The sequence below is a fragment of the Micromonospora sp. NPDC000121 genome, assembly GCF_042899165.1.
Classification (GTDB): Bacteria; Actinomycetota; Actinomycetes; order Mycobacteriales; family Micromonosporaceae; genus Micromonospora.
Window position 1 is genome coordinate 1 of the sequence record NZ_JBIAZP010000017.1, and the last position, 26,286, is coordinate 26,286.

At 65.9% G+C, this 26,286-nt stretch carries 14 protein-coding genes; 8 read left to right on the forward strand and 6 right to left on the reverse strand.

The features are described from left to right. Nucleotides 1–439: 439 nt before the first annotated feature. The gene (locus tag ACFY23_RS30590; protein WP_350819537.1) at nt 440–835 is read left to right on the forward strand and encodes a hypothetical protein; all 396 of its coding nucleotides are present in this window, start codon (nt 440–442) and stop codon (nt 833–835) included. Nucleotides 836–1,013: 178 nt separating this feature from the next. On the opposite strand, the gene ACFY23_RS30595 is transcribed toward ACFY23_RS30590, so the two are convergent. The 3 genes from ACFY23_RS30595 to ACFY23_RS30605 all read right to left on the reverse strand — a co-directional run bounded on the left by ACFY23_RS30595 (nt 1,014) and on the right by ACFY23_RS30605 (nt 11,161). After that, the gene (locus ACFY23_RS30595) at nt 1,014–6,119 is read right to left on the reverse strand and encodes a hypothetical protein (RefSeq protein WP_350678738.1); all 5,106 of its coding nucleotides are present in this window, start codon (nt 6,117–6,119) and stop codon (nt 1,014–1,016) included. Between the two features lie 21 nt (nt 6,120–6,140). Beyond that, nucleotides 6,141–9,002: a hypothetical protein gene (locus ACFY23_RS30600; RefSeq protein ID WP_350678740.1), complete on the reverse strand. Its 2,862-nt coding sequence runs from the start codon at nt 9,000–9,002 to the stop codon at nt 6,141–6,143. Nucleotides 9,003–10,402: 1,400 nt separating this feature from the next. After that, nucleotides 10,403–11,161, reverse strand: coding sequence for a family 10 glycosylhydrolase (locus tag ACFY23_RS30605; RefSeq protein WP_350678742.1), 759 nt, complete (start codon nt 11,159–11,161; stop codon nt 10,403–10,405). Nucleotides 11,162–11,526: 365 nt separating this feature from the next. Between ACFY23_RS30605 and ACFY23_RS30610 the strand changes: the two genes are divergently transcribed. Then, nucleotides 11,527–12,546, forward strand: coding sequence for an endonuclease NucS domain-containing protein (locus tag ACFY23_RS30610; RefSeq protein ID WP_350678744.1), 1,020 nt, complete (start codon nt 11,527–11,529; stop codon nt 12,544–12,546). Between the two features lie 201 nt (nt 12,547–12,747). Here the strand turns inward: ACFY23_RS30610 and ACFY23_RS30615 are convergent, their stop codons facing one another. Then, nucleotides 12,748–15,792, reverse strand: coding sequence for a UvrD-helicase domain-containing protein (locus ACFY23_RS30615; RefSeq protein ID WP_350678746.1), 3,045 nt, complete (start codon nt 15,790–15,792; stop codon nt 12,748–12,750). Continuing rightward, nucleotides 15,793–19,161, reverse strand: coding sequence for a helicase-related protein (locus ACFY23_RS30620; protein WP_350678748.1), 3,369 nt, complete (start codon nt 19,159–19,161; stop codon nt 15,793–15,795). A 718-nt stretch (nt 19,162–19,879) separates the two neighbouring features. On the opposite strand from ACFY23_RS30620, the gene ACFY23_RS30625 reads away from it, so the two are divergent. From ACFY23_RS30625 to ACFY23_RS30635, 3 genes are all read left to right on the forward strand, one after another. Next, entirely contained in the window at nt 19,880–20,182 is a 303-nt protein-coding gene (locus ACFY23_RS30625) for a type VII secretion target (RefSeq protein ID WP_350678750.1), read from the forward strand. A 6-nt stretch (nt 20,183–20,188) separates the two neighbouring features. Next, a complete protein-coding gene (locus tag ACFY23_RS30630; RefSeq protein ID WP_350678752.1) occupies nt 20,189–21,850 on the forward strand; it encodes an alpha/beta hydrolase in 1,662 nt (553 codons plus the stop codon). A 122-nt stretch (nt 21,851–21,972) separates the two neighbouring features. Next, entirely contained in the window at nt 21,973–22,395 is a 423-nt protein-coding gene (locus ACFY23_RS30635) for a hypothetical protein (RefSeq protein ID WP_350678754.1), read from the forward strand. Between the two features lie 25 nt (nt 22,396–22,420). On the opposite strand, the gene ACFY23_RS30640 is transcribed toward ACFY23_RS30635, so the two are convergent. Continuing rightward, on the reverse strand, nt 22,421–22,792 hold the full coding sequence (locus ACFY23_RS30640) for a metalloregulator ArsR/SmtB family transcription factor (RefSeq protein WP_350678756.1): 372 nt from the start codon (nt 22,790–22,792) through the stop codon (nt 22,421–22,423). A 501-nt stretch (nt 22,793–23,293) separates the two neighbouring features. Between ACFY23_RS30640 and ACFY23_RS30645 the strand changes: the two genes are divergently transcribed. The 3 genes from ACFY23_RS30645 to ACFY23_RS30655 all read left to right on the forward strand — a co-directional run bounded on the left by ACFY23_RS30645 (nt 23,294) and on the right by ACFY23_RS30655 (nt 26,226). After that, nucleotides 23,294–23,674 carry a VOC family protein gene (locus ACFY23_RS30645; RefSeq protein ID WP_350678758.1) on the forward strand — a complete coding sequence of 127 codons (381 nt, stop codon included), beginning with the start codon at nt 23,294–23,296 and terminating at the stop codon, nt 23,672–23,674. 684 nt (nt 23,675–24,358) lie between these two features. Next, nucleotides 24,359–25,003: a hypothetical protein gene (locus ACFY23_RS30650; protein ID WP_350678760.1), complete on the forward strand. Its 645-nt coding sequence runs from the start codon at nt 24,359–24,361 to the stop codon at nt 25,001–25,003. A gap of 506 nt (nt 25,004–25,509) precedes the next feature. Then, nucleotides 25,510–26,226 carry an SCO2525 family SAM-dependent methyltransferase gene (locus tag ACFY23_RS30655; protein ID WP_350819535.1) on the forward strand — a complete coding sequence of 239 codons (717 nt, stop codon included), beginning with the start codon at nt 25,510–25,512 and terminating at the stop codon, nt 26,224–26,226. The last annotated feature ends 60 nt before the right edge of the window (nt 26,227–26,286 follow it).

The following is a 26,286-nucleotide window of genomic DNA, read 5'->3' on the forward strand; positions in this document are numbered from 1 at the left end:
ACGGAAAGATCCACTCCTGGCGGGCCGCCGAGATCACCTGCACCCCGCCATGATCCACCATGGACCGGTCACCGAGTTACGAGACGTCCCTTAGTTCAGAGCAGGAAGCGCATGCCGTTCGTGCCCCCTCGTGACCGCCGGGCACTCGTTACTGCCACGTGGATGGCAGGCAACCGACGGACCATGGCCGACCTTGGGTTACGGACGCGCGAGGGCAATGATCGATGTGAAGAGCCAAGCCTCGCGGCGGAGAGAAGGCGCATGTGTGGTCTCGGGTGTTGGCGGCGGTCGCGCTCTGGACCTCGATCATCCCCGTGACCTGGTTGACCGTGAAGGATGCGGACTCGGCGTTGGTTTGGTGGCTCCCAGCCGTTATCGCCGCGATCCCCCTTTGCGTTCCGGGTCGTAACCCGTTTCGGATCGCCTCCTTACCAATGCGATGTTGCTATCTGTCTTGTCGGTCGTACTCTGGATCCTCGGGTGGTTCCTACACCTCCCGGCCGCGCTGATTCTCTTCGTCGCTGCTCTGGCCGACCCGCAGCGGAGGCCGAGGCTATCGCGTGTGGCCGTCGCCGTCGGCGCGACGTTGTCAATGGTCGCGACTGTGGGTTGGGCCGCGGGCATTTACCACATGGCACTGGCTCCGCCAGACACGTTCACGGTCCATACCAGCCTTGAGTTCAAGGTGATGGAGCCGTCCTTCAGAAGCATCATCGAGGGCGACGGTAGCGGAATCGGGTTCGGCGCGGACAACGTAAGCTACACAGGCAGCGGTGACGGTACGGGCCCGATCCTTTACGTCAGCTTCCGAACGGACCTGTCCAGCGAGGAGTAGGATCGACTCAGACGACACCTGCTGGAGTTGCCCGAGGTAACAGAAGTTCGCCTTTGCCCGCGCCTGCAGCGCCAATGCTAGTGCCCAGTCGGCAGCCTTGAACGGATAAATCTGGGTCGCGGACTCGCCTCGGCCGTCGCGAGCACCGGTCCGGCGATTGCTGTGAACGTGGCACCGTTTACGACCACCAGGTGCGCACGAGGTCGCCGTTCACCTTCTCGACGTAAAGCTCCAGTTGCCTGTTGACGCGGTGCACGAGCAGCGGGGTGCGGCTGGCGGCACGGAAGTCCGGCGGGTTCGGGCCCGCCGGAACCCATCCGCCCCAGCCGGATTCGGTCCAGGTCGCCGTGTAGGGGGCGGTACCGGCGACTACGAAGATGTCCAACCGATCCGGATGTGTTGTCGCGCAGGCGACACGGACGCCCGGCGGCACGGTGCCGGCGGCGGGGAAGCCGAGCGGCATCCACCGCGGGGATTCTCCTTCTGAGATGGTCACGTCCCACACGTGCCCGGCCGCGGTGGTCACGAGCAGCCGCACCGGGGATGAGCCGGCGACAACGGTGAAGGTCGTCACGGCGACCTCGGCTGGGCTGATCCGCACCCACTCCGGATCCGCCGGGAGAAGCGGTGCTCGTTCGATGGACGTGGACCACATCGCGCCGCCGGTGTCGAGGACGAATAGCCTGTCGTCCACAAGTTCGCAGTCACCGTCGCGCTTGAGGGTGAAGCCGGAGACCTCGACCTTGCGCCACGGCAGCGATCCCAGGACCCACCAGTCGAAATTGGCGTAGATGTGCCCGTCCGCGCCGGTGACCACCAACTCGATGCCCTGGTTCGACAGGTGCGAGGGTCCGACGTAAACCGTGCCCGGCGAGGCGAGCGGAACCGGTTGCGGCGGGGAACCCGGCAGCAGTGGCTCGTCCCGCGTCCAGGCGTCCCACCGTCCGGTGCTGTCGGGGGAGGAACGGAACAGATGTCCCGACTCAAGCACCACCGCCACCAGGTCCCCGGGAAACCGGGAGAACGCCCGGACCGAGCATCCTGGCGTGAACTCGGGTCCGCCCGGCGGGGTGGGGATCGCGGCCCAGCGGACCGGCTTTTCCAGGCACGGCTCCAGCCCACGATGCTGCATCTGCAGCCGCGGCGCCGCGACAAGCAGATCGGCGTGGTCGTAGTAGAAGCGATCCGGCGACGGAAGTTGCGCCAGGACAATGATTTCCCACATTCGGCTGTCCGGCACCGATTCCCAGGGCCGCCACCGATCGGTGCCGACCGCGAACGGCAACGGACCGGCGGCTCGGCGATCCTCGTCGAACTGAGCCGCGTTGAACGACAGCGCGCAGTCGCGGAGCGTGTGGTCGCCCATCAACGCCTTGAGGCTGAAGCTCATTACCCATTCGGCCTCGTCGTCACCGTCGTCGATCGCCCGGTGCGCCAGCTCGATGGTGCAGTCCGGCGACAAGCGGGTGGGTATGTCGAAGAAGATCCATTCCGCGTCGTGTGCGGAGTTCTCCGCCGCGGGCCCAACGGCGACGATCTCGTTGTCGGCCACGGTCGCGCATCCGATCCGAACCGTCGCCGTGCCGATCGTAAGCTCCTCCATCTCCTCGTTGCCTGTGTGGGCGAACATGACCAGGGCGCGGACCGTGTCCCGATCGGCGTCGGTGACCGTAAAATCTTCGGTGCGAACAGGATCGGTGAAGTCGTGGAAGTCATGGAGCAGCGTCTTGCCGTTGTACTCGATGACGTAGGCGCGTTGCCCCCACTCCACACGGCGACCGCGTAGGTAGGGGTTCTCGAACCGCGGATAGAGGTTGGTCGCCAGCGGACTTCCGCCGAGGCCGAATTCGCCGCCGTCCTCGTACTTGAGGGACAGCGCCGTACTGGTGCCGTCGGGCAGCGGCATGTGATAGGTGCACTCCAGGTCGCCCGCGTCGTCGAGGGTCACCTTCGCGCGGCTCACAGAGGACTTGAACGTCTCGTAGTCCCCGAACTCGGCCTTGCTGCCAACCTGGATGATCCAGACGTTCTTGCCGTTGACATACCAATCCCGGTCCGCGAAGTAGTCCTTGGGCAAAGGCTCGTCCCAGACTCGCTCCAGTTTCACCTTGTCGTGTTCGAGTTTGCGTTTCTCGTCCGGGTTCTCGGTGTCGTCGATTTTGTCTTCCAGCTCCTCGATCGGCTTCTCGCTCGCGTCCTCAAACACGCGATCGTAGACATCGGCGTGCTCTTCCCGGCTGAGCCAGTCGGGGCGCCGGTTGGAGAACAGCCCGATGTAGGCCTCCGGCCGATCCGCGACCGCGACGCCCTCGACCTGGTGGGTCACCTTGCCGAACAGCCAGAATCCCTTGGGCCCGATGTCGAAGACGTCTTGCAGGAAGAGGTTGTCGTCGTCGTAGGCGGAGCAACGAACCTCGTCAGTGCGCTCGAAACCGTACTTGGGAAACCAGGCATGCGATCCGGTCTCGGCGAGCAGGCTCTGGATGTCGTGGAAGTTGTAGGCGATGATCGAGGCTCCGCGGTCCTGGACCACCATCGGCAGCGCCCAATACCCGGTCCACCACGCCGGCCCGTCGGTCTCGTCACCGAACAGGTTCTCGCCTTCGAGACCGAATTCGTTCCCGGCGACAGCGCCCGCCGTGCCGACGATCGCGCCGGGGATGCCGCCGACGGTGCCGCCAACAACGGCCCCAACGCCCGCGGCGACGAGAAACGAGATGTCGATCCCCGCGTACCCGGCCGTGGTGAACACGTTGAGGGCGCTGTTCACTGTCGCCTGATTGACGTTGGACTGGTAGTTCAGTTGGCCGGCACGGAAGTTCTGGATGCTGGACAGCATGATGTCGCCGTTGCTGTAGGTGTAGATGTTGGCGCGCGTCCGCGTAGAGCCCTCGAGAAGCACCGAGACGTCATCGGCGATGTCCTCGACGTTGTCGCGCGTGAGGAACCCGATTACGGTACCGGCAACGGCACCCACCCCGCCGCCGACGGCCGCACCGATCGCCGCCCCGACCACGGTGTCGGTCACCTCCTTGACCGAAGTGAGGACCCCCATGATCAAGGCGAGAGTCTTGAATGCCTTGTTTTCGTTGAGGCCGAACGCCTCTATGCAGTCGAGGGAACCGACAGCCATCTGCTTGTTGAAGAGTGCCGACGTGCCCCACCAGAAGACGATGCTGTCCTCGAACTGACCGTAGCCGCTGTGGCACTTGGCGATCTTGTCGTTCACGTCCCCGATAAAAGGGAAGTGTTTGGCCAGCTTCGGCGCGTAACCCTTGCGGAGCGAGTCGATTTCGTCCGACTCCTGCGATTGGAGGATGCCGTACTTGGGGGCCTCGTCGAAAGTTATCGATACCCGTGAGCGGTCCACGAACCCCGTCTTCGGCGGGTTCACGCCGATCTCAAGCAGCACGTCGGGGACTTTGTAGGTCGATGTCGCAAAGCTCGCGCCCACAAGCGAATCCCCGTCGGTGAACAGGCCCCGGGTCCCGAAAGCCATCTCCACCACGTCGCCGAGCGCGTTATCCCATCCGCTGCACTTCGACTTGAACTGGCTGCGCCCGCCCACCGCGCCCATCGCACCCTTGTGCTGGAACCGCGCCACATCGAACATCAGAAGATCGGTGACAAGGGTGGCCTTCTTGCGTACCTCATCGTCCAGCGCGAAATCGACAAGGTTCAGCAACGCCCACAGATGCTCGCGGTAGTAGCCCGACGAGTTGAACTCGGTCCAGCCGAACATGAGGCGGTGGTTGAGCCAACGCAACACCCGCGCCCTGCCGCGCTCCCTGCGCTCGGCCCCGGTCCGCACGCCCGTCTTGCTGCCCGCATCGAGAAACTCCTTGCCCGGCTGGAACTCGTCCCCCGGCCACAGCTGTCCAGCCAGATACTCTGAGGACGCAAACATGATGTAGTGGTTCTCTGACCAGTACTCCATCTCACCCATGGCGATGTCGCCGAAACCGAGGTCGGTCCGCGCCTGCTGCAGCTTGGTGTTGCGGTTGGCGTGCAACGGCTCGTCGAGCCAGAACTTGTAGCTGTGGATGGCCTGCCGCAAGACCTCCTCGACGACTGGTGAGAACGTGACAGCGGCGGTGTGGGGCAGCGCGGCGCTCGCCTCCAAGATCTTCCGCAGTTTCGTGCGAGCATCGGAGAGCCTAGTGATGTCGTCGGGGTGTTTCTTGAAGTACTCATCGGCGGCGCGGTTGGCGAAGAACTCCTCGAACTCCGGTCCGGGCGCCGCGCGGGTGCGCCACCGCAGCTTGTCGACGGTGGTCACGTCCTGACTGACGGTCCCGAACAGGTACAGCATCCGGATGAGTAAGCACAGGCCCATGTCGGAGTTTTCCTTGTTGACGTAGACCTCTTTGACGGTCGAGTCGATGACCCGCTTCCAGTACTTCACCTTGTGCGAGAACGGGTACGCGTCCGCGTCGCGGAGCGGGTACCCATTGGTCTCGACGCTGATGCTGTAGGAGTAGGTAAGCCCGCCCTTCTCTTTGGGATTCTGAGCCAGGAACTGCACCTTCACCTTGGGGTCGTTCTTCAACGACTCCGTCAAGAAGTGCTCTACCCAGTCGCGGTATGCATCCGGGGCGAGGCGATCGAAAGGTAGCTTGCTCCAGCCGAACCCGCCCGTGCTGTTGATCAACTCGCGCTCAAAGTCAGCGACCAAGCGTTCGAGATTTTCGAGCCACCTCGACATCTCCGTGCTGTCGCTGTGAACCGGATGGTAGAGCTCGGGCAGCAGCCAGGGCTTCGCCGCGGCAATCATCGCCCGGCAGATCGCCGGCCCTTTCTGGTCGGTGAGGACCCGCTCGTCCCACGGGGTGTTCGGGTCGTTGTCGGCCGTGGCGGCCTTGCGCCGGAACAAGCCGATGGGCGACTTCTCCAGTACCGAGGTGAACCTGTCGGTCTCGAACTGCGCGGCATAACCGGCCAGCACCTCGGCCAGCCGGCGGGGCTCCTTAAACTCAAGCCAGTCGCAGCGCGGCCCGATGAAGGTGGCGAAGGCGCCCCGCCGTGCCTGTTCGTCGAACGTCCAAACCGGTTGCCTGCTGTCCAGGTACACGTCGCCGAGCGGGGACTTCGAGCTTCCCACCTGCAGGCGAGGTATCGCCGGCGTCACGAAGGGTTCGCTGATCAGGTCGAGCAGCTGCTTCTCGTCCGGGTCCGCCGTCTCCCTGACGAGGTCACGGAAGGTGCCGAGGTTGAGCCGACGAAGCTGCGTCTCGAAGAACCACCTCCGGCGTTTCGCCAGCCCGGCCTGCAGATCATCAGCCATGGCGGGTCACCGCGATCCGGGTCAGACAGCCGGATTGCAAGGCGTGGGAGTCCATACCGGCAGAGTGTCGTCCTCGCGCAGCATGACCAGCGTCGTCGGAAGCCGGACCTCCCATTCCTCCACGCAGACTTCCTGATCCGCGTTGGCGTTGCGGGCCTTGATCTCGGCGATGATCGACACATAGCGTTCGCTGAACATGTCCGGGATTTCCTCGCCCATCCACACGTCCCCGGTCTCGTGGAAGTGCGCCAGCGTGGCCTCGTAACCCGGCCTGACCGGCACCACGATGCGGGCCGCACCTGCCTTCAGGAACGCTTCGAACCCCGGGTCGAGGTCCTGGATGAGGATCAGCTCACCCCACTTCGCGCTGCGGCCCCAGAAGTACGGGTAGTAGACGTACATCAGGTGTTCCCACTCGAAGGCGCGCTCGAAGAACGCCACCACCGCACCCCAAGCCTTGATGTAGTGGGGATCCGGCGGGAAGCTCTCCGGATTCGGTGTCGGGTAGTAAACGGCCCCGAAGTGCTCGCTCATCAGCAGATGGATGAAGGCCTTCTTGAGCTCCTGGCGCTCCATGCCAGTGTCGCGGGAGAATCCGTGCGCCAGGGCCATCTGGGTGCGCACCGCCGCCTGGTGGCGGGAAAGCTGGTCGAGGTACTCGGCACGCTGGCGGTGGTAGCCCGCGACGATCTGCGCGTGGGTCTTCAGCTGCCATTGCCCGTAGGCGTCAGGGGACAGGCGGCAGTTGATCCCGACCGCGTAGTTGAACTGGACGATCTCCTCGAAGGTGCGCACGGTGACCGGGATCTCGCCGCTCTCATCGTTGAGGGTGAACGACTTGTTGAGGCGGTCGATGTCGTTGGCCCCGAACCGTAGAAAGGTGTTCTCACCAATGAAGAACTCGAACAACTTCTTGTGCTCGGTCTCGTTCGCGCGGTTGTGGTTGGTGCGCTGGACGTAGCCGCCGATGGCGCGATAGCCGTCCGGTATCCGGATCCTGAACTGGCTGAAGTGCTGGGTGAAGAATCCCTCGTAGGGATTGGTCTTCTCGGTCACCTTGCCGGCGTCGCTGTGCGCGACGGTCGTGATGAGGTCGGGCGGGGGAGGCGTGACCGCCCCCGTCACCCCGTACTGGGCCGCCCAGTACATGTAGTTCGCGGCATTGAGCGCCGAGGGTGAGATGGCCGGCTCAGCCGGCCGGACGAGCTGGAAGTTCTCCGGCTGCGCGGCCGTCTTCAGCGATTTGATCAGGAAAGCGGCCGGTTCAGGCACGACTACGTCGTAGAGCAACCGCTTGCCGTAGTTGAGGACCTTCGCCTTGTACTTCTTGTCGACCCATTGATACAGACCACGAATCGGATGCTGCCCCGGACCCTGCGTGTTGTTGATCTCGTGCATGACCTCGTCGGTGTAGACCCGCTTCTCGCGCTGGATCCGTTGCTGCTGAACGCTCTGCGTCACCTTGTTGACGGCGCGGTCGGTCACGCTGCGCGCGTAGTTGGTCTTGCTGTTCTCCACGAGCCTGCCGTAATTGGAGGTCGAGGTCTGCTCTTGGGTGGAGAAGCTTTCCTGGCCCGCCTCATTCTGAGCTTCGACCGCCAGTTCGTTACGCTGCGTGGTCTGGGTATCGCGTTCCTGGCTTTGCGTGGTCCCAATTTCCTCGGTGACGACCAGCTCGCTGGTCTCCTCGCGTTTCGTGGTGCGGCGTACCAGCTCCCTGGGTAGCACGTTCTCGATGTGGGAGATCTCGGCGGGCACATAGCCAATCAGTTCCTGGCGCACCACCTGCAGATCACCGACCCCGACCGGGCGAGTGACCGCATGGCTGAAGTCGGGCGTCGGTTCCTCCTCCGGTGCCGCTTCCGCCGACGGCGCGGGCTCCTGCACCGCGAAGACGTGGGCGCCGAGGCGGTAGGTTCTCGCGGGCGCGGGCACCTTGCCCGGCTCCACCTCGCGCGAGACCTCGAACCACCGGCGTTTCACCACCTCGAGGATGTCGGTCAGGGCGGCGGACCCGACATCGAACAGCTCGGCACGCAGGTGCTCCAGAACCGTGGGATCCAAGGCTTCCAGGGTGTGCTGGGACACCCCGAGCACGCTTGGCGCCGCGACGGCCTGATTGCTGGTGGCGTGACCGTCACTCGTGTCTCCCGGATAGGCGGTCTCATTTCCGGTCTCCTCCGCGGTGCCTCCCGTGACCGCGAGCTGGCCCGGGCGTACGGTCATCAGCAGGTCGTAGGCGCGCTGCAACGCTTCCTGCTCGACGACCAGTGAGGCGGTCCTCGCGGCCTCGTCATCGGGAGGCGATGTCACGGTGAGCGACGCGGCGGGGGTCGGCTCGGGCGGCAGGAAGGCCTCCGGGAAGCGCAGCGGCCGCTCCAGCAGCTTGACAATGGTGTCGGCAGTCAGCGGGGTGACCCGGCCGGCCACGAAGTCCTCCAGGAACGCGATCACCACTCGCATGGTGGCGATCGTCGGAGTGTCGACCCTGTCGAACCGCGTCGTGATCTTCACCGCGACGAGCACGTCGCTGGACAACTGTTTCTCGTTCGCGAACGCCTGCGAGCCGACCAGGCTCTGTGCGTTGTTCACGCCGAGCACGTCCTTGACGGCTTGATCAATCTTGGCGGGTGTGGGCGAGGTGGGGAGCATGTCGAGCAGCTTCTTCCGCAGCGTCCGGTAGTTCGCCGCCCGGGACAACCCACTGCTGGTGAGCGTGTTCAGGAACTGCTCGGCCTTGGTTCGGACCGCGCTGTGCGGCTGACCGCTAGTGATCAAATCACGCAGTTGATCTTGGAAGGTCGATGTCGTCGTGAGATCGATAGACCCTCCATCCACCGGAACGACGACCGCCTTCTGAATGAAGCGGAACAGCTCTACCACTGGAACCCCTCAGCGGATCATCCTCAACAGAGGGAGGAAACGGCTCGCGATCAGCATACCCAATAATGCCAGATAGGTCCGCAAAAGGGTCGAAAGGTGCACGCAGTTTCGGCTGTCTCACCCAACCCGGGCGGTGCAGTGATCACCTCAGTGCCGACCTTGTTCACCCAACTCAAGACCCTGCCCTGGGCGCAGATCCCGATCGGCAACCAATCCCGCGACGGCGGCCACGGCCGCCGCGAGAGCCGCACCGTCAGGCCGTCACCGTCACCGTCACCACCACCAGACCTGCACCAAGCCGGACCGGTACCGGACCCGCCGTCCTGGCCACCCTGCGTAACACCGCGATCGGCTACCGCCACACCCTCAGGCGAGACCAACATCGCCCGCGCCACCCGACGCGCCACCCGCCGGCCACACGGCATCATCACCGCCGTGACCAGCAGTAACTTCAGAACGCAACGACCCTGCCCGGACGAGCGAGCCGGATGAGGGCCAAGGGCCCGGCAGCCTGTGTCAATCGCTCAGCTGGGTGACCGGTGGTCCGATGGTTCGCCGCTGGCTGGATCGGTCATTCAAGATCGTGTCAAAGCGTCAGCTATCTTGATTGGATTGCTATGGCGGTTACATCCTGGTCTGTGGATCACACTTCGACCCTTGACGCGAACCGGGGTCAACGGATTCAACTTTCCGTGGTGGAGTATGACCCCGGGCCGGGAGCAACAGAGGCTCCGGTCGCCCTTATGGTGGCTGGCAGGAGCGTGCCAGCTGCCCCGGTGTTCGGTGGATGGGCAGGTCGCAAGGGGTGGGCCGAGTACTTGGCGAACTCGGGGCGTCCGTGTGTTTTACATGGACTTTCAAGGGCTCGGCGACTCGACGCGACCCACCGTAGTGGATGACGTATTCAATGCGGACAGAAATGATATGCCGAAGCTGTATGGAAGGCCCATAACCGCGCTACCTCTTTCCGTCCGGCCGTATATGTATCCGCGTCATCTGACCGACTCGAGCAGCGAGATAGCCGAACTTTGGACCGTCCTCAACTGGATCTCGACTCGCGTAACGGGGCCTATTCATCTCGTCGGCTACTCCGGAGCGTCTTTCATCGTCAAACGGGACCGCGATGGAGTGGCCGCCGTCCTGACCGCCACCGTCCTCGCGCTAAACATGGCGACCGCCGCGAAAGCGGACCCGGAAACCGAACCCGCCCAGCAGTGGCGCAGCTACTGGGTCGACGCGTTCAACGAGGGCGCCTACACCCCCGTGCAGGTCGCCAGGCTCGTGCAGGACGCCAAGAAGATTAACGCCAACGCACTGATCGTCCAGATCGCCCGGCGCTACGACTGCTTCTGCAACCGGGCGCTCTACCCGCGCACCGACGCGGCGATCGCACCAGCGCCCTACGACCCGCTCGACGAGGTCATCGCGCAGGGGCACGCGGCGGGCCTGGAGGTGCACGCCTGGGTCAACATCAACACGATGTGGAACTCGGTCACCCCGACCCCGGCGCGGGTCGGGTTGGCGTACGAGTAGCCGCTCCAGCCGGCGGCGGTGTTGCCCGCGGCGGTGGGGGCGAGCGCTCGGCGCACCTGCTCGACGCTGTCGGGGATGTCGTTGAGGTAGAGGGCTGGCCCGATCACCGCCTGTCGGTCGCCCTGCCAGTCGGCGAGCACCTCGGTCCACTCGTCGTACATCTGCTTCTGGTCGGGCATCCAGTTGCGCTTGTAGTTCATGGCGACGACCGTGTCCATGATTCCCTCGGCCAGCCAGCCCTTCCAGTCCTGCAACACCTCGGCGTAGGGTCGGGTCTTCTCCCAGCCGCCCATGGTCTGCGGCCCGTAGCTGTAGGTGATGCCGTCCATCGACAGGCGCGCCTGCGGGTCCACCTCCCACATGCCGAGGTAGATCTTGCGGACCAGGTTGGTCATTTGGGTGCGCCGCCAGTCCGAGAACTGCGGGTCGGAGGGGACCGGTGTGTCGGTGCGGCCGGTGGCGGCGCGGAAGCGGGCCAGCGAGGTCTCGCTGTAGCCCCAGTCGCTGTGCGTGGTGGTGGAGTTGAAGTCGGGGTAGCGCACGTAGTCGAGGTTGATGCCGTCGACGTCGTACTCGCGCACGATGCTCTGGATCGCCGTGACGACGAATCCTCCCAAACGCGTCACCGTCCCCCTTGCCCCTGACGCCACCGCCGAATTCCGCGTCTGCGTGGGCCGAACGCAATCCGGACCGCACCTATTCAGAAGACACCTGCGGTACCTGGACATCGGTCTGGCCGCAGCGGCGGTAGACAGCTGCTACACGTGCAACAGCTGGGAAAGGGCAAGGCTGATCCGCATCTGTCACCGGTTGTGCGGCACCCACCGGTGCCGATGTCGTCCCGCGTGCCTGAATCGCTCACTGCGTCCACGCCAGCCCAACCGGTAGCGTGACAATGAGCTGCCACGCTGTCCACCCCTGAATAACTCAACTCATCGACCTGCGCCCCGGCAGTTCCAGTCCACAGGCAGAGCGCAAGGAGGCACCGCCCATGCCGGACGAGATCGTGTTCACGGTGAACGGCGTCAACGCGGTACCAGCACAGCGGATCTCGCTGGTGGAAGCCGGCCTACTGGAACGTCAACACCTGCAGCAATGGGTCGTCGACCACCCAGAACTCATCGACAACGATATGAAGGTCGTCACCTTCGAATACGGACGATGGATCACAGCCAGCGGCACGCCGGCCGCCGACCGGCTCGACGTATTGGGTCTGGACCGGGCGGGACGGCTCGTCGTCGTCGAACTCAAGCGGGACCGCGCCCCAGACACCGTTACGATGCAGGCGATCAACTACGCGGCCATGGCCCGCCTGTTCAGCCTCGACAGTCTCGCCGAAGTCCACGCGGCGCACCTCGGCGGCGATACGACCACCGACGAGGCGTTGGCACAGTTGAAGGAATGGGCCGAAGGCGTCTCCGACGAGACACTGCGAACGCCACGGATCATCCTCATGGCGGGTGACTTCGGGCCAACAGTTACCAACGCCGCCCTCTACCTGTACGAGTCCGGCATCGACATCCGACTCGTCCGCTACCAGCTCTACCGCACCAACGGTGGAGAGATCGTTCTGTCGGTGGCGCAACTGCTACCGGTCCCCGACGCGGAGGAATACATGGTTCGACCGCGCTCGAGTAGTGGCACACTGGTCGCCGCGCAGGCCGCCAAAGCCCGCCGGGCCTCCGCCGTGGAGCGGCTGATCGCCCACGCAACCATCCCCGATGGCACCGAACTGACCATCGTCGTACCCGACCAGGTCAGCCAAGACCGCGAAACCATCCGAACCTGGCTGGCATCACACCCCGACCACGCACGTGTGCACTGGTACAACGACATTTCCGGCCCTGCCGAATGGGCGCACGACGGCGCACGGTGGCGGCTGATCCGGCTCATCAGCTACATCATCGAAACCGCAACCGGGCAGCCGCCTAAAGCCCAGGTCTGGGCCCAAGGCTGGTTTCGCGACCAGAACGAACGCACCCTGCACCAGCTTGCCGAGCCGCTGCCGTAGCGCAAGACACTGATCCGCATGTAGGACGGCCGACCGTCGTCTGGTGAACTTCCTCGAAGGGTTCCCCGTTCAGCCTGCGGGCGCGCAGCCGAAGTCGGGTGCGGTGCCCAGACAGACAGCCCAAACCATCAAGATCAGAGGAGTTTGCGCTGTACAAACTCGCGTAGAGACTCCGCTTGCTGGAGACCAGCAAGTTGGCGGTCAGCGTTGTGTGAGCGGTTCAGGCAGGGGCTTGCTGTGCACCACGACAAGTTCCCGGTTCGCCCGAGTCAGGCTCGTATACAGGGTCCCGGCGAATTCCTCCTGTCGCACGAAGTAGCGCGGCTCCACAACCACGACCCCGTCGAACTCAACACCCCTTGCCGAGTCGGGGGTGCGGACGGCCAGCCGGCGTCCCTCCCTGGTCCAGTCGCCCGCACCCGCTGCCGTGTCTGTTCGTCGCCACCCGTCGCCGAGAAGCAGTTTGTCGATGGCGTCCGGATCGGTGGTGATGATCGCTGCCGTTCCGCCAGGGTACGAGTCCAACAGTCTGCTCGCCTCACCGACGGCCCGAAGGTCGCGCTTGCCGGGTGTGCTGGCTCGGATGACGGACGGTTCCGGCCCATCCGTCTGCAGCGAACAGGGTTGATTCTCGCTGGGTGGCAGAAGACGGTTGGCGAAGTCGAGAATCGGCTGGGTGGAGCGGTATCCCCGTTCCACGACCTCAGGTTGGAACAGCTGGGCATCGGGAAGTATGTGAAGCCGCTTCGCCAGTTCGTGCCAGTCGAGGTGGTTGATGTCCAACCGGCGGCGTTGGTTCAGGTCTCCGACAATCGTCCATCGTCCGCCGGCGTTGTGGGCCTGGATGATCTCCCATTCGAGTTCCGAGACATCCTGGGCCTCGTCTACGACGATGTGTTCGTACCTGGACCGTTTGTCGCTGAGCAGCATGCCCAGTTGCGCGAAGAGAGGAAGGTAGCGACGTTTCCCCCAGGCCTTCGGGAACGGTGGGAGCGCCTCGATCCACCGCTGCTCCGTCTGGCTGGTCGGCGGCCGTCCGTGTGGGTCGTTGCTGCTGCGGATGGCCTCGTAGGTCACCTTGACCATGTCGGTCAGACGGCTCGTTTTCCATCCCGGTCGGTCCTGGCTCTCCAGCACCGCGTGTTTCGCCAAGGCCACGATGAAGCCGCCGACGTCCTCCGCTGTCCCCTCGCCCGGCTGTACGGTGGCGGTGCCGAGACCGGCGAGTTCGGCGAGCCATTCGGGAAGTGACTTGACCGTTATGGCTCCGGTCGGGTCGAGTTCCCTGACTGTCCGCGATACATGACGAACATACTGTTCGGTAGGTCCAAGCAGGAGCACCCGCGGGATGGAGCCCTTCTTCGTCGTCTCCTCGTTGACCAGATAGCCCGCGCGGTGCACCGCGATGATCGTCTTCCCGGTACCCGGGTGCCCCTGGATGATCAGGGGCATCGTCGGCGGTTGGGTCACCAGGCGGTACTGGTCGGGTTGGAGAGTGGCGAGCACGGAGGTCATCGCCTCCGTCCGAGGCGCGTGCAGGGCGTAACGTACCGCGTCGACGGCACGCATGCCCTTCTCGAGATCGACCGCCACTGAGGCGGACCGCTGTCGGTGCTCGGTCGATTGGGGCCGGCGGCCGGGTGCTCGGTCGTGGACTCCGGGCGGCGTGGCAGGGGCGGCTTTCGGTACGGGCAGGGCGACCGTGTGTCTGGTCAGTCTGGCGCCGTGGACGGTGATCGCGTCGACTTCTCTGCGGTTGTCCTGGACGCCGAGGCGTTCAACGATGTCAAGCGTGCGACGTCTGTCGATGGTCGGTGATCCGGGGTTGGTCAGTTCGGTGAAGATCGTCCACTGGGCGGTGGGGTTGTTCGCTCGTAGGACAGCGCAGGACAGGCTGGACAGCTCATGTTCGCCGTGGACGATGACGTGGCCGTAGGGCCTCTGGCTGTCGGGGCCTCGGATCGCGGTGACCAGTTGGGCGAACAGTGCGAGATAGCGCAGCTGCCCCCAGGCGGCTCCAAACGGCGGTAGGGTCGCGATCCATTCTGCGGAGTACCTACCCAGCTTCAGTGGTTCGGTGGGCACTCCGCCCATTCGGATCACCTCGTAGGTGACCTCGAGCTTCGCCGAGAGGTGTACGTCGCGCTGCGCCCACCCCAGGCGTCGGCGACAGAGCCGCACGGCCTGCTCCACGATGTCCTTAACGTACCGGCCCACGTCAAGGGCGTCTGGTTCTCGGGTGTTCGTGAAGCGGGTGTAGCCGGCGACTCTGACCAGCCACTCGGTGTCCTGAACGACGGTTATGATCTTCGGTATATCCGCAGCGGGCAGTCCGACGAGCGCTGCTGCGGTGTGGATCCTGCGGACGATCTTCGGCAGCGGGGTGGTCCATGCTGACACGACGAGCACGCGCCGTTGTTTGCGGGCCAGGTGCCGCACCATCTCGACCGCGCGCACGGCCGCGATACCGTCGGGATCGGCTCGGGAGTCCTCCGAGAAGGCGACGACGAGCGGTGCGTGCGGTTGCCATGTTGCCAGGTCCGCCGGTTTGCCCGGCAGTGGCAGCCGGCCTGCGGTGCTCTTTCCCGCCACAGCGGCCGGACGCGCTGCGGGGACAGCCGGTGACGGTTCCTTCCTCGGTGTCCTCGGTCCGGGCACCGGGCCGGGTGGCGTGGCCGACCGGGTTTTGGGCACCTGCCCTGCGGGGTGGTCTGTTGACGCGGCGGTGCGGGCAGACGACGACGTCGAGCCGGTGGGGCGCCCGACCTGCCGCCGCGGCGGTGCCGGGGGGACATGCAGCTTCCCTGCCTTGAAAGGCGACTGGTCGGCCGGCACCGCGACCGCCCAGTCGTCGGAGGCGTGTACCACCTCCGCACCGCGCGCCGTCAGTGTTCGGCGTACCACCACGTCTGTGTCTAGTTCGTGGGTGGCGTGCGGGTCGAAGAACACCTTCGCTGTCCGTGCGGCCCAGTTGATGACCGGATGGTCCCAGTCCGCGCTGTTGAGGTACCGCGTACCGATGTAGAAGGCGACGCCGAGATCCCTGTCCGGACCGGCGAGGCCGACTCGGCCGTAGAGGGGTCCGACGCTTGCCCGTTCACCCCGAGGGACGTTGTCTACGTAGCGCTCATTCGCGGTGACGGAGATTTCGGGGTTCTTCCGGGCGAGCCGTCGCTCCAGCGCCCGCAGGTAGCTTCGGTTGGTGGCGATCTCGTAGGCGAGTTCCTCGTCGCTGATCTTGGCCACCTACTGCACCTCCACTACGCAGACGGCCAGGTCCTCGGTACTGAGCATGGCCGTCGATCGTGCCGTTATGTCCTGCAGGAGGCCCGCGTAGCGGTTGTCCTCTCGCTGCTGTTGGGCCTCGAAGAGCGGCACCATGCGCTCCCTGCCGCGGGCCCGCAGGGTGGCGATGCGTGACTCCAGCGCCTGTGTCCGCCGTTGATGGACCTGCTCGACGCTGAGTCGTCGTGAGGCGAGGAACGCCTCGTTCTCGGCGGCCAACGTGCTCTGGCTCCGGATCTGCCTTCGGACCAGCAGGTCACTGCTCACGTCGAGCGCTGGCCCTAGGTCGATCGACCCGTCAAACCACGCCGGTCGCAGGTTTCCGGCTGCCACAGCCGCCATCAACCGGTCACCCAGGTCGGGGGAGACCTGCAGGGTCCGGGCGTCAACGGTGACGGTCCATACCTCGTGCAGTGGCCTGACACCGTTCCAGTTGGCGATGCACAGATGGACGAGATAGGTGCCCGGGGCCACCCCGGCATCGCGCGCCGGCATCGTGATCGCTGAGAATCTGGTCTGCCGGTGTCCCGGTACGTCCAACGCCGCCCGTACCAACGGGTGGTTGGCCGTCAGGAGCGGCACCCCGGTGGTCCGGGACGCCTCTTGGTCCAGGGACAGTTGAATCGGCAGTTGATGTGTCAGGTCGCTGAGGAGCTGGTCCACCTCGGACCTCGTCTTCTCACCACGCTGCGCGAGGTCACGGACGTGACCGGCGAGCTCGCTGTTGCCGATCACGGTCACGTGGTCGCCACTGATCCGGCAGCGTCCGTCGTAGCTACTCACCCAGTCGCTCACCAGCAGGGCCAGTTCCTGTTGCCCGACATACCGGCCGGATGCGAGCAGGTCGGGCTCGAGGCCCTCGATGTCGACGCCGTCACTTGAGATGAGGTGGGGTGCCGCCGACTCGATCTCGTCGGCGGCCCGTTTCTGTTCTGCGACCGCCGCCAGGAACTCCTGGGTGCGCTGCGTCCGTTGGGCGGGGGTAAGTGTGAAGTCGAGGAGGGAGGATTCGACGTCGGGCCACATGCTCTCGATGATCGGTTCCAGCGCCCCGATGGCGTGTTCGAAGATGCCGATCCGGGTGAGTACCCGCTCAAGGATGTCCGACTCGATCGTCCCGGGAGTCGTGAAGTTGATGATCACGACCTTCTGCTCGGTCTGGCCGATCCGGTCGATCCGGCCGATACGCTGTTCGATTTCCATCGGATTCCACGGCAGGTCGTAGTTGACCAGGACGGAGCAGAACTCGAAGTCCAAGCCCTCACTCGCGACCTTGGTGGCCACCACGATGTCGTAGCTACCCGCCCGGAAATCGGTCATGACCTTGGCCCGGTCGTCTCTGCTCACACCACCGTGCAGTACCGCGGTCCTGCACCGGCCTCGAAGATGCCGCTCGAGGTAGGACAACGTCCTACGGGAGAACGTGAAGACGAGTCCCTGCCTGCGCTGGCTGATCAGATCGTCGATCACGTGGAGGAGCTGCTCAAGCTTTGTGTCCACGTCGATGCCGGCTGCCAGCTCCCGCAACCGCGGCGACGGCGGCACATCCGGACCGCGCACAGCGGCCGACGGCTTCGCCGTAGCGTTCACCTCATCCTGCACGTCCGGTGTCTGCCAGGTCAGAACAAGTGCCGCCGCCTCGGGGAGACAGCTGCCCGCGAGGCGGAGCGGCATCTGCATGCCGAAGTGCAGCGGCGTGTCCTTGACCCTCGCCCGCTCGACGCACCACTGCAGGTATGCCTGATAGAAGTCGTGCTCGCGCTGGGTCCAACACACCGGGACGGGGCGCGGCTCCCGCACCGCCTTGTCCTCCTGAACCTCGATCTTGCGGGTGCGCGTGACCTGGGCCGAGAGCCCGCCCAACTCGCTGCAGATCCGTTTCACCTGGACCACGTCGGTCGAGGACAGGTGAGATCGCTCCAGGATCTCGCACAGCAGAACGAAATCGGGCCGCATTGTGATGATTCGGCCGAAGGTGCTGTCGGACAGGTCCGACAGCCACCGCCTACGTGTGGCGTTGCTGACCGAGGCGTCGAGCAGCGAACCCGTGATCCGGTTGAGGACTCTGTTGGGTTCGATCCTCTCCTGTAGGTCCGCCAGGTCCTGGAACTCACCGGGCACCAACAGCTCAAGGAGGTTGTACAGATCGTTGTTGCGCAGGTTCACCGGGGTAGCGGAGAGGAAGACGTACGCATCCGCCCAGCGGGACAACAGCTCACCCAACGCGTGGCTCTTGGTGTTCGAGTTGCGGAAGACGTGGGCCTCGTCCACGATCACCAGGTCCAGCTGGAGACCCACCTGCTCGATGTCGGCCAGCCCCTTCCACGCCCGCAGCCGCTCCACCGAGCAGATCCAGGCCATCCTCCTGGGCAGGCGATCCGACTCAAGCCGGTCCTTGAGGTCGGCCAGCCCCGTACCGGTGAGCTCGGTCAACTCGAAGCCGAACCTTTCGCGCATCTCGTGCTGCCATTTGGTCAGCAGTACGGAGGGACACACGACGAGCACCCGGTTCGCGTGCCTGCGGGCATCGAGTTCAGTCCACAACAGTCCGGCCTCGATGGTCTTGCCGAGACCGACCTCGTCCGCGATGAGCAACCGCAGTGACCCTGTGCTCAGCAACTTCATCACCGGCTTGAACTGGTACGGCCGGAAGATGGTACGCGTCGCCCGGAACGAGAAGACCGTGTCGGTGAACTGCTTCTCCAGCTTCGCCCTGGTCAGGGTGGCCGCAAGGCGCGCGGCGGGGGCGGGCTCGGTGCGCACCCATGCGTCGGGGGAGTCGACCGTCGGCCTCGGCAGCAGGGCGCCCTCTTCGATACGCTGAACACGGCTGCCGGCGAAGACCTGGTAGATCCAACGGCCGTGCGCGAACAGACGGGACTTGATCATGCCGTCCTGCCCGGCTCGGGTGATCACCTCATCGGTGACGTCGAACCGGGGCAGCGGCACCTCGTCGGCGCTGTCCCAGAGGTGGTCGAACCAGCCCAGTGCAGAGGCCACGGGCGAGTCCTCGGCCACCTCGGCAGCCGGCTCGTGGATCCCCGCACCAGGCATCGCACCCGAGGTGACCACGAGCAGCGGAGCCGGATTTAGGCCCCCGAACCAGTAGACCCCTTCAGGCAGGCTGACCGTCGGGACGACCACCTGTCTCACCCGCTCGACCGCTCCCGCAGGATCGGGCAGGTCGGCGCCAAGAGCCAGTACGTCAGTGAAGAGCCCGGTAGCGAGCATGGCGGTCGCATCCGTCACCAGCGGGTGGTATCCATGCGTGACCGCGAGGACACCCGGATCAGGAAAGATCCGCCGGCCTGCTCCGCCGAGCGCGCGCACTGTCATCCTCCGTGGTCGACTCGGACTGTTCCATAGCCCTGCCCGTCCTTTGGCAACGCCGTCATGTGTTCGCCTCCGAGCGTGGAGGCTGGCGAGGGCGGAGCCACCGTAAGGGTGTCCCGGTCTCCGACGGTAGGTGTCACGGGACGGGACCGATGGCCCCGGCGGACGTGGCGAAGGGCCGGGGGCGGGCCTGGCGTGCAGACCCCCGGTCCGCCGGGGGCCACCGTCCGGCCTGCCCTGACGCTGCCGATCTCCGGACGGGTCCGTCGTCGCCGCGGTCCGGCCGTTCGACGGCGCATGTGTGCCCGTGGCCGAGAGATTGAGGCATGGCCGGCACCGCACCAATCTAGACGCGCTCCGGGCAGTAAGAAAGGGCTTGATCGACGAGGGTTAGAGGACGTTCAGGTGTGTGCGACTGACCGATCTGGTAGGCCAAAGGATGATCATCTGGATCGCTCTGTTGGTCAGATGGCCTGACCTGTAAGCCACAGCCCGACTGCGCGTGACTCTGGCGTCGCTCCACTACGCGGCGTGCGCCGCTGGACAACCGTACGGCACATGATCACACTCGCTGCTACGTCAGGTCACTTTCCCCCGACGGGGGCCACCTCAGCGAGCAGGAACTGTTGGCTTCAGGGGTCGACGCCGCAGCTACCGATGCCCACCGCGTTGACGCCGCTGCTGTAGGCTCGCGGCGATTTTGGGGAGGCCGCCGGTGACGGAAGTTCGCGTCGAACCAGACGTGTTGGAGAAGGCCTCACACGTCTGCGACGGGCTGCGTGACGACCTCCGGCGCAGTACGGCAGACATCGGGGACGAGACGCAGGCGGCTCTCGCCGGCCTGTCCGGGTGGCAGACGCGGACGGCGCTGGAGCAGCTGCGCTGGTCGTGGTCGGACGATCTGACCAAACTGAGCAGCTACCTGTCGAACGTTGGCGATGCTCTGGGCGACTGCGCGAGGGACTATCGCTACAGCGACGAAGCCAGCGCCGCCCACTTCGACATCCTTCGGCGATGATTCCCCATGGTCACCTACGCAGACTTGCGTGATGCGCGCCTCGCCCCGCTTCGGCAGGCCGCACGAGCCTGGACGGATCTGGCGCGGTCCTGCGCGAAGCTGGAGGAGCGGTGCGGCGCCGAGCTGACCCGTCCGCTGCGTACCTCCGGCTGGCAGGGGCCGGCCGCCGACGCCGCGTTGGGCCGGCTCGACGAACTCGACGACGAGTTCGAGGTCGCGAGTCTGCAGACACGCACCGCCGCCAGTGTGCTGCGGGAAGCGGCAGAGGACTTCGAGAACTTGCAGCGGCGGCTGGAGTCTGCCGTCGGTGCCGCCCGCTCTCTGGGCCTGAACGTTGACGGCACCGGCCGGGTGTCCGCCCCGCCGATGGCGACGGAGGCCAGGAACGACCCGGACGCGGAGCCCATCCGCCGTCGGGACGTGCAGAACGCCGCCATCTACACCGAGCTCATCGAGAAGATCGTGGCCGAGGCCACCGAGACCGACAACCGGATCGCCCGAGCATTGACCCAGCTCAAGGCAAGCGCGCCGGGGCAGCACGAGTGGGAGTACAACAAGGCCCAGGACGGCGCCCGGGCCGCCGCGGCAGCGCTCGGTCTCACCGAAGACAGCATCCCGGCGCCGGGCAGCAAGCCCGCCGAGGTACGCGACTGGTGGCGCGGCCTGTCCGACGACGAGCGGCAGATCTACCTGACCGCCTTCCCGGAACGGATCGGCGCTCTCGACGGTCTGCCCGCCGCCGACCGCGACGCGGCGAACCAGCTCGCGTTGCGTACCTTCATCGGCGACAACGTCAACCACCACCGCGAGCAGGACAATCCGCAGCACGCCACCGCCCTCATGCTGCTCAAGAAGCTCGAACAGGCGGAGAACGCCCCGGAGCACAAACGCCTGTACCTGCTGTCGGTCGACCCCACGGGTGACGGCAAGGCGGCCGTGGCCATCGGCAACCCCGACACCGCCGCCCACACCGCAGTGCTCGTTCCCGGCGTCGGCACCGAACTGAACGACATCCGTGGCCTGATCGGCCGCGCCAACGACCTGCAGGACGCCGCAATCCAACTCGACCGCGCCGAGAGCGTCGCCGTCGTGGCGTGGCTCGGCTACGACACACCCTCGATGGGCATCGACATCGTCACCGCAGTTTTCGGCGGCAAGTCCGAAGCCGGTGCCCGCGCGCTCGACGGTTTCGTTGACGGCCTTCGCGTGTCTCACGACGGCACGCCCTCCCACGTCACCGCGGTCGGGCACAGCTACGGCTCGACCGTCCTGGGAGAGGCGGCCAGCACCGGTGACGGCCTCGCCGTGGACGACATGATCGCCGTCGGTAGCCCCGGCATGCGCGTCGACAACGTCAGCGAGTTCAACGTCGACGCCCGGCATGTGTGGGTCGGCGCTGCAGCCGACGACAGGGTGGTTGCCCGACCCGAAGGGCCCGCCAAATGGCTCGCCGGCGTACCCATCGTTGGTCCGCTCCTGGCCGACGCCGCGGTAGGCATTCACGGACCAGGGCCCCACAACCCGGAATTCGGCGCCAACGTCCTGCAGGTCGACACCAGCGGCCACAGCGGCTACTGGACGGAAGACAGTCAAGTGCTGCGATCCCAGGCGGCGGTCATCATCGGCCACTACCAGGCCGCCGCACTCGAGCATGGGGCAGCGCCATGAGCCCCCGCCGGCGGACGCCTTGGCGGCACGCGGCTGCTGCCGCCGCCCTCACCGCCGTACTGGCCCTTGCCGCCGCCTGCACCGACAGCGGCCCCGGCTCCTCGCACGGAAAGGACGACCCATTGCAGACCAAGGCCATCGCCGAGGTGACCGCGCTGGCCGAGGAGCATGCTCAGGCCGTCGCCGCCGCTGTTGGGGGCTCGTTGGGTGACTGGCAGACCAACACCTCACCCTGCCTGGGCCGCCGCGGTGAGATCGCCGAAGACGGACGCTGGACGCTCAAGGGCTTCGCCGGGCTGCCGGTTGCCCCGGCCGACCAGCTCACCACGCTGCAGCGGGTTCGGGACATGTGGCGCCAGCGAGGCTACGAAATCACCGAGGACCGGACCTTCGACGACGGCACCGGAGGCGCGGTCTCCATGCGCGACCAGGAAACGGCGATCACGATCAGCCTCACCACCAGCAAGAGGCGCGACAGCATCGCCTTGATCCTGGCCAGCGGCTGCTACATGCCCGTTGCCGGCGAAGACCCGGCCAACGCGTAACCCAGACCGGCCAACCGACTGAGCCTCAGCGGGCCTTCTTCGTTGCCCGCTTGCGGGGCGGCGTCAACAGGTCGGCGATCGCTGTGATCGCGGCCGGCATGAGGCGGTAGTACGCCCAGACGCCGCGCTTCTCGCGCTCGAGCAGGCCGGCCTCGGTGAGGATCCGAAGGTGGTGACTCACGGTCGGCTGGGAGAGGCCAAGCGGCGCGATGAGGTCACTGACGGACGCTTCGCCCCCTGGAGCGGACTGGATCAGACTGAGCAGTTGCAGCCGGGCCGGGTCGGCAAATGCCTTCAGCGCTCCCGCCAGCCGTTCGGCATCGGCACGCTTGAGCGGCTCGCCAGCAAGCGGCGAGGTAGCAGGCAGAGCGGTCTTCCCATTTCCCACGACGTCCATCGTTCCACGAACACCATCGATCGGCTCGTGGAACGCGACCAGTACCCCGATGGAGACCGCGAGGCATGGGTGCGAGGGATGCTGGGCCGGTGAGCGCCAGCGGCCGACGGTGTGGCGCGGGACGGAAGGTCACTGTTCCTCGCCCGGCATGGCGTAGGAGATCTCCCAGTGGGCGGCGGTGGGGTGGGGTGTCGTGTGCGTCGCCTTGGCCGGGTGCCGGGGCGTCGTGCGTTGGTGGCCACGGCGCGGTGGCGTTTGGGGCAGTTGGCGCCGCACTCGACGGCATGGCGCTCACGGTTCGGATGGATCAAGGCAGGCCACCTGCCCTACTGCGCGACCGTACGGTCCTCGCCTGGTGATCCGGCTGGGCAAGAGCCTGGAATTGGTTCGACCCCGCTCGCCTCGCCCGTTAGGTTGCGAGCCTGTTCTTGCTGCCGGGAGCCCCACGGGATCCTCGTGCGGCCACCCCGGCAGATCCCGCGCGGAAAGTAGGCTTCGTCAATGGCATGCCGTATCAGTGAGCTTGTGCTCAAGTGTCACGACCCCGAGGTGCTGGCGCGGTTCTGGTGCGAGGTCCTGGACTTCGTAGAGCTCGATCGCGAAGCGGAGGGCTGCATCGAGATCGGCCCGCGCGAAGGGTTCGGCGGCCCGCAGCCGACGATCTTCCTCATCCGCGACGACGGGCCGAAGAACGGGCTTGCCCGGCTGCACATCGACGTCAACCCCACCGACCGCGATCAGGACGCCGAGCTCGAGCGCCTTCTGGCCGCCGGGGCCAAACTCGTCGACATCGGTCAGCCTGCCGAGGCGTCCTGGCACGTCCTCGCCGATCCGGAAGGCAACGAGTTTTGCCTGCTCAAGCGTCGCCTCGACCCACTCTGACGGCCTTGCCGAAACGATCGGTGCCGCCGCCACCCCACAACCGCCGACAAGATCTGGAACCGCCATCTATAGCTGCGCGGCGCACCGGAAGTGGATCATCAGTAATCCGGTCCTGAAACACGTCCAAGCAGGCTGGTGATCACCGACAGGCTTGAAGAACCCAACCGACAGCTCGGCCGCGAGAAAGAACCGGGCCTGTACAGATTCGGGTCAGCTTTCCTCACCGCTGTGAAGTCAATGTCCTAGGACGCCCTAGAGGGTGTGTCAGCATCATGGGGCTGCACGGCAGGTGAGCGTACGAGGACGACGGCGACCAGGCGCTGCCACACCGGCGGGCACCCGCTCGCCGGGGCTGCGGAGGTAAGCCGTAATCGCCCGCGCCGCGAACTCTCGCAGTTCCTCCCGTGCGTTGGGGCCAGGGCCGGGAGGGCCTGTGCCGCAGTGCAGCCCCAGGCTGATGGCGACGATCCGGTCGAGTGGGGCTGGCGCGCACACGGCAACGGCCTCGACCGCCGCAGCCAGCACCGCCAAGGGGAGCGCCTCACCGAACCACACCCCGCCACGGGACGGACCAGTGCTCCGTAGGACGCGCACCGCGGCGGCGGAGTCCGGCGCCTTTCGTACGGCTGCACGGTCGACGTTCTGTGTCCGGCGTGACCACGTGCGGGATGCGAGGATGAACCAGTGGACGGCGATCTGTCTGTGGCGGTGGCGCGCCTCCAGGAGGCGTTCATCCGGTACCCGCGTAGGACGGTACTCGAAGGCTGCCCGCATTGCCGGGGATCAATGCCGGTCGACGATCGCCACCTGTTCTCCTTGAGCATCAGCCTCGGCAACACGGTCGGCGGCCGCGACGACCTGAAGGGTCTGCTGCCCCTGCTGCTGGAGCGCATGGTCACCTCCAGAGAGCTCGACCCAGCGATCGTGTTGGGCAAGCTGCCTCGCGAACAGTGGCGCACCTGGCCCGAGGCTGAGCAGCGCGCCGTGGACGGCTACCTGGATGCGGTCTGGCGGTCGTTGCTGGCGACGTACCCGTCGCAGGTCGGCTCGTTTGTCGACACGACCGTCTTCCTCGACGCGGTCGTCGCCGGCGGCGACGGCGTCGAACGATTTCTCGACGCCTGGGACGCCACGCTCGGATCGGCGGCAGACCGTCACCTGGCCGACGCGGTGAACGGACTCAACTTCGCGAGTCGCAGGCTGACCATGCTTGCCGCCTGGCTGTGTCGCGAGACGGTCCGCGACCGGCTGTATCGGGCATTCGAACGTGAGCACGCCACGGCCTGGGGTGACGACCTGGCGCGTGCCCACGATCTCGTCCGCATGTGACGACATACCACCGCCTGCGGCTGAAGACGTCGCGAATGGCGGGCCTCGTCGACAGGGCGTTGCCGGGCACCGCTGGCAACAGCCATGCACCCGGCTCGACACCGCCGCGCAGTCCGGGCAGGCCGCCGTCGTCGCGCAGGCCCCCGCTGAGACGACCACCTTGCCGTTCACCACCGCGACTCCCTCGACCGCCATCCGGCCGAGCTGAGACAAATTCCGCCACCAACACGTCGGACAACAGCCGACGATCAGTAACTACTCGCCGTAACCGCGTTGGCGCGGCTTCTCAACGAGTTGGTGAGAGTCGATCTGAATAGCCCATGACACTGCTTGCGGACCAACACCACCTTCGATGCACAATGGGCAACGAGAAGGAGTGCGCCGAACGACGACCAATGCGATCCGCCGACATCGATGGAGGCACGTCCATGGCGTTGACCCCGGCGGCTGGCGGCGGTTGCGGCGAGTCATCGGCGCCACCCCCGCCCATCCGATCTCGGACGCCGGTGAATTCCGACATCGAGTGGGACAGCTTCGACCCCCAGGCGTACGTCCGGCACAACTACGCGGTTCTGCGCGCCGACGACCGTGAAATCCTCCGCCGTACCAGGGATTTCCTCGCCGACGCGAAGCTCTCCGCCGCACGCTGTGTCGACGTCGGATCGGGAGCGAACCTCTACCCGGCCCTGTCGCTTCTGCCGTTCGCGCGCACTGTCGACCTGTGTGACTGGTCGACATCGAATGTGAACTGGCTACGGACGCAAATCGACAGCTACGACGAAATCTGGGACCCGTACTGGCAGGTGTGCGCGGAGCACCCGGCGTACTCGGCGCTGACCGATCCGCGGGGCCGCCTGGCGCGGGTGGGCCGAGCGCTGAGGGTCAGTGTCTTCGACGTGCCGAGGCACGCCTGGGACGCCGGCACAATGTTCTTCGTAGCCTGCTCCATATCGACCGACCGCGCGGAGGCCGAGCACGCGATCGGTCGATTCCTCCGAGCGCTGCGGCCCAGCTCGCCCTTTGCCGTGGCGGTGATGCTCGGCTCCCGCGGCTACAGCGTCGGCCAGCGCCTGTTCCCGGCCGTGGCGCTGCAGCGCGCCGAGGTGGTGGCCAGCATCGCGGCCGGCGCGTACGACCTGGACGTCCACGAGGTGCGGCTCACGCCGCCGCTGCGCGACGGGTACGTGAGCATGCTGCTGACCACCGGCCGTAGCCGCGGTTAGCGCGATGCCTGATCATGGGAGGCGCCGGCGCCGTGAGATCGCCCCCGCTCACCGGCACGG

What these genes read in the sequence shown, in the direction of transcription:
- ACFY23_RS30595 (WP_350678738.1), bottom strand. Translation starts at nt 6,119, where the DNA reads ATGGCTGATGATCTGCAGGCCGGGCTGGCGAAACGCCGGAGGTGGTTC.
- ACFY23_RS30610 (WP_350678744.1), top strand. Translation starts at nt 11,527, where the DNA reads ATGCCGGACGAGATCGTGTTCACGGTGAACGGCGTCAACGCGGTACCA.
- ACFY23_RS30640 (WP_350678756.1), bottom strand. Translation starts at nt 22,792, where the DNA reads ATGGACGTCGTGGGAAATGGGAAGACCGCTCTGCCTGCTACCTCGCCG.
- ACFY23_RS30630 (WP_350678752.1), top strand. Translation starts at nt 20,189, where the DNA reads ATGGTCACCTACGCAGACTTGCGTGATGCGCGCCTCGCCCCGCTTCGG.
- ACFY23_RS30645 (WP_350678758.1), top strand. Translation starts at nt 23,294, where the DNA reads ATGGCATGCCGTATCAGTGAGCTTGTGCTCAAGTGTCACGACCCCGAG.
- ACFY23_RS30590 (WP_350819537.1), top strand. Translation starts at nt 440, where the DNA reads ATGTTGCTATCTGTCTTGTCGGTCGTACTCTGGATCCTCGGGTGGTTC.